This is a genomic window from Hydrotalea flava, from assembly GCF_001623405.1.
GTDB classification, from domain to species: Bacteria; Bacteroidota; Bacteroidia; order Chitinophagales; family Chitinophagaceae; genus Hydrotalea; species Hydrotalea flava.
This window is the reverse complement of record NZ_LUHG01000029.1, coordinates 1-11030: the sequence shown is the minus strand read 5'-3', so window position 1 is coordinate 11030 and position 11030 is coordinate 1. Positions and strand designations below refer to the sequence as shown.

Genomic DNA, 11030 nt, shown 5'->3' with positions numbered 1-11030 from the left:
CATCAAATCGCCTTGGCGCCGGCAGCCAGTGCTTTTACCATATCGCCGGTATAACGAATGCCTCCATCGGCAATACACGGTATGCCCTTTGCTTTTAGTGCCCGGCTTACTTCCATAATGGCGGTCAATTGTGGCACACCTGCTCCGGCTACAATTCGTGTTGTGCAAATAGAGCCGGGCCCAATACCTACTTTTACACAATCGGCGCCGGCTTCGGCTAAAGCTTTGGCACCTTCAGCAGTACCAATATTACCTGCAATAATTTGTAAATGTTTAAAATTTTTGCGAAGATTTTTTAAAGCATCAATAACACCTTTGCTATGTCCATGTGCACTATCTAATGTAACTACGTCAACGCCCACCTGTATTAATGCTTCTGCACGTTCCAATACATCTTTGGTAATGCCTAAAGCAGCCCCAACCAGCAATCTGCCATAGCCGTCTTTCACTGCATTGGGGTTATTGGTTAATTGCAATATATCGCGGTACGTAATTAAGCCAACTAATTTCCCCTGTTTGTTTACAACGGGTAATTTTTCAATTTTATAGTTGCGTAAAATAGTAGCAGCTTTTTTTAGATCGGTTCCTTCCGGTGCGGTAATCAGATTTTCTTTGGTCATTACTTCTGCAACCTTTCTGGTGTTGTCTTTTTCAAAACGCAAATCCCGGTTCGTTAATATACCCACTAATTTTTGCTGATTATTTACGATAGGAATACCTCCAATTTTATTTTCTTTCATCAGCTTTAAGGCATCGCCAATGGTGGCATCTACCAGCAATGTAACCGGGTCAATAATCATCCCGCTTTCACTGCGTTTTACTTTGCGTACCTGTTCAGCCTGCTTTTCAATACTCATGTTTTTGTGTAGAATGCCCAATCCGCCTTCACGAGCCAGTGCAATGGCTAAATTGGCTTCTGTAACTGTATCCATTGCTGCGGAAAGCATGGGTACATTGAGTATAATTTCTTTGGTTAAATGACTGGAAATATCAACTTCACGAGGTAGTACCTGACTGTATGCAGGCATCAATAAAACATCATCGAAAGTTAAACCTTCGCCAAACAGGCGGGAAGCCGGGGCGGAATTGCCGGAGTTTTTTTGTGTTGCCATGTGCAAAGATAGGGTGCCATGCTATTACGATACAAATTTGAATGGATAAAAATATAGGAGAGTATGGTATGATTAATTTAAACGATACATTTTTCCCGGTAATGCTGTAATGACATTTTGTAATTCTAAATTGAGTATGGCTGCTGCAACACTGCTACTGCTTAAGCCACTATGCAGGTATAACGCATCAATGGGTAGCGTATCTTTTTGCTGTAGAAGGCTTACTAAAATTTTTTCTTCCTCCGTTAAATCAATAAATAAACTTCTTTGTGCGGGTACTTTTATTTTTTTGGTTTGCCAGCCCAATTCATCCAGCAATTGTGCGGCACTTGTAAAAATAATGGCTTTGTTTTGCTGAATTAATTTTAGACAGCCACTGCTTTTACTATCAGTTATTTTTCCCGGTACTGCAAATACATCCCGATTGTAATTGTTGGCCAGTTCAGCGGTGATCATACTGCCACCTTTAGTTGCAGTTTCTATAACAATAGTGGCATCACTCATGCCTGCAACAATACGGTTTCGTTTGGGAAAGTTGTGTTTATCTGCAATTACTGTACAGCCAAACTCAGTTAGTAAACCCCCCAGTTGCAACATTTCTTTTGCCAATGATTTGTGTTGTTTTGGATAGATTGAACTTAAACCATGTGCCAGCACACCAACGGTGGGTAATTGCTGTTGCAGTGCTGCCCGGTGTGCTATGCTGTCAATACCAAATGCTAATCCACTGGTAATTAATACCTGATAGGGTTGCAGTTCAGCCACAATTTGTTCTGTTATATTTTTTCCGTATTCGGTATGCAGGCGGGTGCCAATGATGCTAATGACTTTGCTGTTATTCAAATCGGCATTACCTCTGTAAAACAGTACAGAAGGGGCATCATAACAATGCAATAAACGTTGGGGATAGGCTGGGTTCCATAAGGTTAATATTTGGATATGGTGTTTTTGGCAAAACTCAATTTCGGGTATAGCCTGTTCAAAATCTTTATAACTTTTAATAGCTTTTGCTCTTATTTCACCAATGCCATCTACCTGTGCTAACGCTTTTTTGGTTGCCCGGAATACTTGTTGTGCATCGCCAAAATGTTCTATCAATTGTTTAGCCTGCACTGCACCAATACCGGGTACTTGTGTTAAAGCAATTTCATAAACCAGCTCATCTAACATAAAAAGCAATATTGTTTTGAATAACTAATATAATTTCTTTTTACTAAATGATTGAGTGTAATTACATGCCGGTAATAATAAATGTGGTTCTCCGGTTTTTCATTCTGCCTGCTTCAGTGGTATTGTCGGCAATAGGATTGGCTGAACCATAGCCTTTGTACGACAATCTTCTGTAATCAATTCCATGTATGGCCAAATAATTGGCAACTGCCCTGGCTCGTAAGGTTGAAAGCGTCATATTATCGGTTTCTTTACCGGTATTGTCGGTATACCCTTGCACTTCAATGGCAACCGATGGATTGTCGTTTAAAAACTCAATCACTTTATTCAATTCAATGGCATCTTGTGGTAATAACTCGTAAGAGTTGATGTTGAACTGAATGTTTTTGAAGGTGAAGCCGGCATTTTTGGTAATGGGTTGCAATAAAATATTTTTTTGATAGGTGCTATCTGCATGGTGTTGTTGCATGTTAAACAATTCGCTGTACAGTAAATAACCTTTTCTGTTTACTACGAAAGTATAATTGCGGCCTACCGGAAGCGGTACAAAGTATTTGCCCAATTCATCCACTTTTATTTGCATGGCCGGTTTGCCGCTATGGTTATCTATCAGTTCAATAGAACAGGGAATGCCTTTTTGTGTAACCGCATCTAATACTGCACCTTTTACAAACAGGGTTTTTAAGGGTTGAATATGAGGAGAAATGGTGAACGAATATAAATCCAAGCCGCCACGGCTATCGCTTCTATCGCTGGCAAAATAACCGGTGGTGCCTAACGAATTGATGGTAATGCTTCCTTCATTTTCAATTGTATTAATGGGGTAGCCTGCATTTTCGGGTTTGCCCCAGTGTCCGGTACTATCTTTTCGCATAATAAATAAATCGGTACCCCCATAGCCGGGTAAACCATCGCTGGTATAGTAAAAAGTTTGATTATCGGCATGAATATATGGGTAAGCATCATCACCGGCAGAGTTAATGGCCGGACCCATGTTGGTAGCCGGTCCCCATTGTCCATTGGGTTGGCGAATACATTGGTACAAATCTCTTCCGCCATAACCACCGGGGCGGTTACTGCTGAAGTATAAAATATGATTATCGGGACTCAATGCCGGTGAACTATCCCAATATTCCGAGTTTACATTGGGACCAAGGTTCTCGGGTTCGCTCCAACCCTGTGGTGTCCAGTACGAAATGTATAAATCAAAATTGCCAAAGCCATTTTTAAAATTACCTGCAAAAATTAACCAGTCGCCATCTGCTGAAACGGTAATGGCGCCTTTGTAAGGTTCTAAATTAATATCACCTTTTACCAATTCGGCTTTTGAAAAAGTATGATTGTGTAAGTTACTTTGATAAAAATTTTCTGATGCTCCTTCACCCCGCCGGGTGAATATCAACAAACTATCATCAATGGTTAAGGTAGGATAATATTCTGATTGTGGTGAATTAACACTATCACCTAAATTTTTAGGCGCAAAGGCAGTTACGTTAGGTAAAGGATGATCTTTTGCATATTGAAGCGCAAATGTGTAACATTGTTGGCGGTAAATACCGCTTTTAAGGCTTCTTTCATTTAAGTGAGGAATGGATAAAAATTTTTCGAGGGTATTTTCAGCATCCTGAAAGCGCCCCATTCCCGCTAAATTAATAGAGTAGGGCAGATTGTAGGGAAGAAAGTAAACACTATCGGCACTTTTTACTTTTTCATAATATTGAATAGCTAATGCATAATTTTTCAATTCGCCATATACACCGGCTAATGAAAGCCAGGCATCTAAAAAGGTAGAATCTTTTTCCAATACTTTATGTAAAACAGGAATGGCATCTTTAACATATCCATCATTTAAATATTGCATGGCTTTATTGTATTCCTCGCGAATGGAACGGCTGCTGTTTGCCGGATGGTATGTTTGCGCAGGTAGCGCAGCAGCAAGTAGGCAGGTAATATAGAGGAAGCAAAATCTCATTGGGATATTTGTATTTTTTATGCAAATGAAAGATACTAAAAACCGTACACAGATTGTTCAGTATGATATCCGGATGCGGTTTTCTGTTCACGAAAAGGGAAGATCAGTTATGTTATGAAATCATCTTGTTAAAATCAGGGAACGTGAATGTATTTGTGCAATTGCAGACTCAATTCCCATTGGGGATGTTGTTGAATGTATTCAATAATCAAGGGTGTAACGGTAGCAGCTTTATCCCATTCTGGCTGTAGGTATAGTTTACAATTGGGGTTGGTTTGCCGGGCATAGGTTTCGGCCCATTTAAAATCGTGCTGATTAAAAATCACTACTTTCAACTCACTGGCCAAAGACACAATTTCGGGTAGGGGCGTTTTGAATTTTTTGGGTGAAAGGCATATCCAGTTCCAGTTGCCGCTTAGAGGCGATGAGCCTGAAGTTTCAATATTGGTTACAAAACCGGCATTTTGCAATGCAGTAGTTAGTGCATCTAAAGGATGCAATAAAGGTTCGCCTCCGGTTACAACACAAAGTGCATGATGTACAGAGCCAGCCTGCTTGGTTACCTCTTCTACTGCTTTTTGCACAATGACATCAATGGTGTATAGCGGATGTTTGTCGGCATCCCAACTTTCCTTTACATCGCACCAAACACAACCCACATCACAACCGCCCAAACGAATAAAATAAGCGGCATGCCCCTGGTAATACCCTTCTCCCTGAAGGGTGTAAAAACTTTCCATAACCGGCAATTGTTGCATTGTTTGTTGCAATTGAGTTACTTTATTAAATGATAATTTTTTGAATAAGTACTTTTTCTTATGCTGTTACATTGTTTAAATAAGCTTGCAGGGTATTGGTTAATAAGCCTGCAATGGTCATTAACCCAACACCCCCGGGTACCGGTGTAATAGCGGTTGTTTTAGGTGCTACTTCATTAAAGGCAACATCGCCTTTAATACGAAAACCCTTTTTTGCAGTAGCATCTTCCACTCTGGTAATACCTACATCAATTACAATGGCGCCGGGCTTTACCATATCGGCAGTAACAAATTCGGGTTTGCCAAGAGCAGCTACCAAAATATCGGCCTGCAAACAAATAGCTTTCAAATTTTGTGTATGTGAATGGGCAATGGTTACAGTGCAATTGCCATAAGGAATATTACTGCTGAGTAAAATACTCATAGGGCGCCCTACAATATTGCTGCGCCCTATCACAACTGCATGTTTGCTTTTGGTTTGTATATCAAAATGTTCTAACAACAACATAATGCCATAGGGGGTAGCGGGTATAAAACCGGGTAATCCCTGTACTAATTTACCTGCATTAACCGGGTGAAAACCATCTACATCTTTAGCCGGATGAATGGTTTCTATTACTTTTTGTTCACTAATATGTTTGGGGAGGGGTAATTGCACCAAAATGCCATCAACTGTATGGTCATGGTTCAACTTTTCAATGGTTTGTAATAAGGTTGTTTCATCAACTGATGCATCGAGGCGAATGAGTAACGATTCAAAGCCTGTTTCTGCACAATTTTTTACCTTGCTGGCTACATAAGTTTCGCTGGCGCCATTGCTACCTACTAAAATTGCTGCCAGTTTTGGAGGGCGAAGCCCATTTGCTGTAAAATTTTCAACCTGCGCTTTCAGTTTGTCTTTTATGGCCTGTGCCGCAATTTTCCCGTCTAATACTATCATGTGGCAAAGGTAATTTTAATTAATTGCGCATGAAAAAAAGAAAAATCCTTTTTCAAAAAAATAAAAAAACAAACCAATGTTTGTATTTATTTTTTCAATATTTATTTGTATTTAATTTGTAAAATTTTATTTGATAAATAATTGAAAATGAATGTTTTATTGAAAAAATATTTACTTTTTTGAAAAAACAGATTACAATGCAGAAAAATATTTTAATCAAATTCTAATCTCTCTTTGCAGCATTTTTGAACGTATTCTGTCCTTATATTTGACCATTGTTATAATTTAACAAATGCTTAAAGGCATTTTTGAGGGTATAACAAGTCATTAACAAATTTTAGAAAATTAAAACGAAACACATGAGAAAATTGCTATCATTAGCTGTGGTGCTTTTGTTGGGTGTGTCAACTCTGTTTGCGCAGACACATTTGGTAAAAGGACGCATTTTGGATGGTGACGGAAAGCCTGTTGATGGGGCTACTGTCCGTGTTAAAAAAGGCAATGCCGCAACGGCAGCCGATGCGCAGGGTAATTTTAAAATTGAAGCCAAAGCAGGCGATGTGCTTGTAATTTCAGCCGTAAATTTTGGAACAAAAGAAGTTAAATTAGGCAATGAAACCGATGTGGCCGTTACATTGGCACGTCAAAGTTCTCAATTAGATGAAGTAGTAGTAACCGCAATGGGTATTAGACGGAGTAGAAATGCACTCCCTTATGCTGCCCAGGAAGTAGGCGGCGATGAGGTAAGTAAAACTCGTAATTCTAACTTTGTGGATGGCTTATCCGGTAAAGTTGCTGGTTTGCAAATTACACAACCCACTGCTTTAGGTGCCTCTACCAATGTGGTGTTAAGAGGTATTAAATCTATCTCTCAATCTAATCAGGCTTTATTTGTAGTAGATGGTGTTCCTTTTGATAATACATCTTCTGCTTCCGGCGGTCAAAGAGCCGGACGGGGTGGTTATGATTACGGTAGCAATGCCGCCGATTTAAACCCCGATGATATTGCCTCTATCTCGGTATTAAAAGGTGCTGCAGCTTCTGCCTTATATGGCTCCAGAGCTGCCAATGGTGTTATTTTAATTACCACAAAAAAAGCCAAAAGAGGCTTGGGTGTTACCGTAAATGCGGGTGTTAATGTAGGTTCTTACGATAAAAGCACTTTTGTAAAATACCAACACGAATATGGCGCTAACTATGGTTCAGGTCCTGAAATTGGTGGTGCATACCCTTACGGTTATGGTTCACCCGATGGGAACTTTTTATATGCACCTTTGCCGCAGTTTGGTCAGAATTCTCCACAACTGATCGTGCCCACAACTGAAGATGCCTCTTATGGTGCGAAATTTAATCCCAATTTATTGGTATACCAATGGGATGCATTTGCCAATTACCCCGGCAATCCGAATTATGGCAAACCAACACCATGGGTAGCTGCCAAGAATGACCCTTCTACCTTTTTTGTAAATCCGGTATCTTACAATACCAGTGTATATATTGATGGGGGTGGTGAAAACGGTTCTTTTAAATTAGGCTATACCCGTACTAGCGATAATGGTATTTTGCCCAATAGTAACATTACCAAAAACATGTTCAATTTTGGTGCAACCCATAACTTAACCAAAGATTTAACCGTGGGCGGTACCATCAACTATTCTGAAATCAGTGGGTTGGGCAGGTATGGTACAGGTTACACTTCAAACAACATCATGTCTAATTTTAGACAGTGGTGGGAAATGAATGTGGATATTAAGCAACAAAAAGCCGCTTACTTTAATTCAGGTGGTAAAAATGTTACTTGGAATATGACCGACCCTGTAAATGGCAATACTAACCCTATATATTGGGATAATGTATACTTTGTGCGCTATCAGAATTATGAACAAGATAGCCGGCAACGTGTATTTGGTAATGCTTATATCAACTATACACCTTCTAAGAGCATTACTTTATTGGGCAGGGTTTCCATGGATACTTATAATTCTTTACAGGAAGAAAGAGATGCCATTGGTTCAGTAAATGTGCCTTTCTATTCCAGAAACAACATTAACTACAAAGAAATTAACTACGATTTCTTAGCTACTTACAATAAAGATTTATCTACCAACTTTAACTTTAAAGCATTGGTGGGTGCCAACTTAAGGCAGGATACTTATTCCAGCATTTTTGCATCTACCAACGGCGGTTTAAACCTGCCGAACTTCTATGCTTTATCTAACTCAGTAAACCCCATTAATGCGCCTGTAGAGGCATTGTTGGAAAAAGAAGTAGGGGGTGTATTTGCCGGTGCAACATTAACCTATAAAGATATGTTGACTTTAGATGGTACAGTTCGTCGCGACCAATCTTCTACTTTACCTGCCAGTAACAATGCCTATACATATCCGGCCATTTCCGGTAGCTGGGCATTTTATAAAATGATTGACAATGCGCCATGGTTATCATTTGGTAAGGTTCGTTTAAACTATGCGGAAGTGGGTAATGATGCCCCTTATCATAGTGTATTGAATACATACACTATTAACTCTCCGTTTAACGGAAATGCATTGGTATCGCTACCTACAGTCAATAACAACCCCAATTTAAAACCGGAAAGAACCAAAAGTTTTGAAACCGGTTTGGAAATGGCGTTCTTTAAAAATCGGTTAGGTTTTGATTTCACTTATTTCACTTCTAAAACCTTCGATTTAATTACACAGGTTAATACTTCTGGTGCAACTGGTTATTTGAGTCAGTATGTAAATTTTGGTTCCATTCAAAACAATGGTATTGAATTGTCCATCAATGCTACCCCCATCAGAACACGTAATTTTTCATGGGATATCAATGTAAACTGGAGCAAAATCAATAACAAAGTATTGTCGCTCTTCAATAACCAGAAAAACCAGGTATTACAATCCTATCAGGGCGGAGTTTCTGTAAATGCAACCGTAGGTCAGCCTTTCGGAACCATTCAGGGGAATGACTTTGTGTATACCAACGGACAAAGAACCGTAGGTAGCAATGGTTATTATTTAAAGGATAATAAAACAACTGATATTATTGGTAATGCTACACCTAATTGGACCGGTGGTATCAACAACAGCTTCCATTACAAATCATTTACCTTAAGTTTCCTGATTGATATGCGCCAAGGGGGTAGTGTATTCTCATTAGATACCTATTATGGTTTTGCAACCGGCCTCTATGATATAACTGCAGGCTTAAACGATTTGGGTAATCCTTCCCGTAATTCCTTAGCCAACGGTGGTGGTATTATTTTAAAAGGAGTAACTGCCGATGGTAAACCCAATACAAAAAGGGTTGATAATAGTGGAAATGGGTATGGATTATATGGATACTACCGAAATCCTGCCAGAGCATTTGTTTATGATGCCAGCTTTGTTAAATTAAGAGAACTGAATATTTCGTATTCATTACCTCAAAAAGCTGTTGAAAAAATGAAGCCCATTAAAGGAATTGATTTTGCTATTGTGGGAAGAAATTTATGGATTATCAGCAAAAATGTTCCTTATGCCGATCCTGAAGATGGTTTGGGTGCAGGCAATGCACAAGGCTATCAGAGTGGTTCATATCCTGCTGTACGCAATATCGGCTTCAATGTTAAATTCAAATTCTAAAATCAGGTATTATGAAAAAATTAATATTTTATAGCGTCCTATCGGTATTTGCGTTGGCATCCTGTCAAAAAAACATGACCAATCTGAATATCGATACCAAGAATCCCTCTTCTGCTCCTTCTTATGCGTTGTTTACCAATGGACAGAAAAATTTGGTGGATTACATTACTACACCCAATGTAAACTCGAATATTTTTCAATTGGTAGCTCAATACTGGACAGAAGCTACTTATACAGATGAGAGTAACTACAATTTGGGAAACAGAAATATTCCACAAAATTTTTGGAATAACCTGTATGTAGGTGCATTGAATAATTTTCAACAAGCCAAACTGTTAATTCCTACTGATGTTACTGATCCGGCTGTTGTTAAAAACGAGCTGGAAATTACCGACATTATGGAAGTGTATACGTATTATTATTTGGTAAATACATTTGGTAATATACCCTACACACAGGCCAATAATATCAATAAATATCCTTTCCCGGCTTATGATGATGCTAAAACCGTTTATTATGATTTATTAAAAAGGTTGGATACCTGTATTAATGGATTAAATACCAGTGCACCTAGTTTTGGTACTGCCGATTTAATATATGGTGGTAATGTGGCCAAATGGAAAACCTTTGCCAACTCTCTAAAATTAAAAATGGCGATGCTGATTGCAGATTCTGACCCTGCAACGGCTAAAACCAAAGTAAATGAAGCCATTGCCGGCGGTGTATTCCAATCTAATGCCGATAATGCAGTATTTGTATATACTGGTATTACACCCAATGCGAATCCGGTTTGGGTAAACCTGATACAAAGCAACAGAAAGGATTATGTGATTACCAAAACGTTACTGAACCCAATGGTGGCATTAAATGATCCCCGCCGTTCTGCCTATTATACCAACCAGTATAGTGGTAGTGATGTAGGCGGTACTGTTGGTGTAACCAATACATGGAACAACTTTTCCAATCCCTATTTCAGCCCTTTAACCGGCACAATTGTAGATCCTGCTGCTCCTTCTGTATTATTAGATTATGCAGAAATTTCTTTCCTGCAGGCAGAGGCTGTTGAAAGAAATTTTATTGCAGGCAGTGCTGCAACTTTTTATAACAATGGTGTTACCGCTTCTATTGAAGCATGGGGTGGTTCTGCAACCGATGCCGCTACTTATTTGGCACAGCCTTCCGTTGCTTATGCTACAGCACCGGGCGGATTGGGTGCCGGCGCTATTGGTAGTACCGGAACCAATACTTCTTCTGTTCATTGGAAACAAGCCATTGGATTACAGCAATACATTGCTTATTATATGAGGGGTTTTGATGCTTGGACATCCATCCGCAGATTGTATTACCCTGCAATGGCAGTTCCGGGTAATCCGCAGTCTGCATTTCCATGGCGTTATACCTATCCTGCCAATGAAGCAACAGCCAATGGCCCCAGCTATACGGCAGCTGTAAGTGCAA

Annotated in this window: 7 protein-coding genes; 2 read left to right on the top strand and 5 right to left on the bottom strand. The window is 39.4% G+C overall.

Annotated elements, in window-relative coordinates; all coding sequences use genetic code 11:
- Nucleotides 1–2 precede the first annotated feature (2 nt).
- The 5 genes from guaB to A0F92_RS01245 all read right to left on the bottom strand — a co-directional run bounded on the left by guaB (nucleotide 3) and on the right by A0F92_RS01245 (nucleotide 5952).
- Complete coding sequence (gene guaB, locus A0F92_RS01265) at nucleotides 3–1112, bottom strand: IMP dehydrogenase (protein ID WP_167516710.1); 1110 nt, start codon at nucleotides 1110–1112, stop codon at nucleotides 3–5.
- A 72-nt stretch (nucleotides 1113–1184) separates the two neighbouring features.
- Nucleotides 1185–2282, bottom strand: a complete 1098-nt coding sequence (dprA, locus tag A0F92_RS01260) for a DNA-processing protein DprA (RefSeq protein WP_068240889.1) — start codon at nucleotides 2280–2282, stop codon at nucleotides 1185–1187.
- A 61-nt stretch (nucleotides 2283–2343) separates the two neighbouring features.
- Nucleotides 2344–4254, bottom strand: coding sequence for an OmpA family protein (locus A0F92_RS01255; RefSeq protein ID WP_068240886.1), 1911 nt, complete (start codon nucleotides 4252–4254; stop codon nucleotides 2344–2346).
- 134 nt (nucleotides 4255–4388) lie between these two features.
- Entirely contained in the window at nucleotides 4389–4994 is a 606-nt protein-coding gene (locus A0F92_RS01250) for a 7-carboxy-7-deazaguanine synthase QueE (RefSeq protein ID WP_167516709.1), read from the bottom strand.
- Between the two features lie 76 nt (nucleotides 4995–5070).
- A complete protein-coding gene (locus A0F92_RS01245; RefSeq protein WP_068240882.1) occupies nucleotides 5071–5952 on the bottom strand; it encodes a bifunctional 5,10-methylenetetrahydrofolate dehydrogenase/5,10-methenyltetrahydrofolate cyclohydrolase in 882 nt (293 codons plus the stop codon).
- 359 nt (nucleotides 5953–6311) lie between these two features.
- Here A0F92_RS01245 and A0F92_RS01240 point away from each other — a divergent pair, with 359 nt between their 5' ends.
- Nucleotides 6312–9572, top strand: coding sequence for a SusC/RagA family TonB-linked outer membrane protein (locus A0F92_RS01240; protein ID WP_068240879.1), 3261 nt, complete (start codon nucleotides 6312–6314; stop codon nucleotides 9570–9572).
- An 11-nt stretch (nucleotides 9573–9583) separates the two neighbouring features.
- Nucleotides 9584–11030, top strand: a 1447-nt coding sequence (locus A0F92_RS01235) for a SusD/RagB family nutrient-binding outer membrane lipoprotein (protein ID WP_167516708.1), incomplete at its 3' end; no start/stop codon positions are given.

Excerpts from the sequence above, each read along its gene's own strand:
- A0F92_RS01255 (WP_068240886.1), bottom strand. The coding sequence starts at position 4,254 with ATGAGATTTTGCTTCCTCTATATTACCTGCCTACTTGCTGCTGCGCTA.
- A0F92_RS01250 (WP_167516709.1), bottom strand. The coding sequence starts at position 4,994 with ATGGAAAGTTTTTACACCCTTCAGGGAGAAGGGTATTACCAGGGGCAT.
- A0F92_RS01240 (WP_068240879.1), top strand. The coding sequence starts at position 6,312 with ATGAGAAAATTGCTATCATTAGCTGTGGTGCTTTTGTTGGGTGTGTCA.
- A0F92_RS01245 (WP_068240882.1), bottom strand. The coding sequence starts at position 5,952 with ATGATAGTATTAGACGGGAAAATTGCGGCACAGGCCATAAAAGACAAA.
- dprA (WP_068240889.1), bottom strand. The coding sequence starts at position 2,282 with ATGTTAGATGAGCTGGTTTATGAAATTGCTTTAACACAAGTACCCGGT.
- guaB (WP_167516710.1), bottom strand. The coding sequence starts at position 1,112 with ATGGCAACACAAAAAAACTCCGGCAATTCCGCCCCGGCTTCCCGCCTG.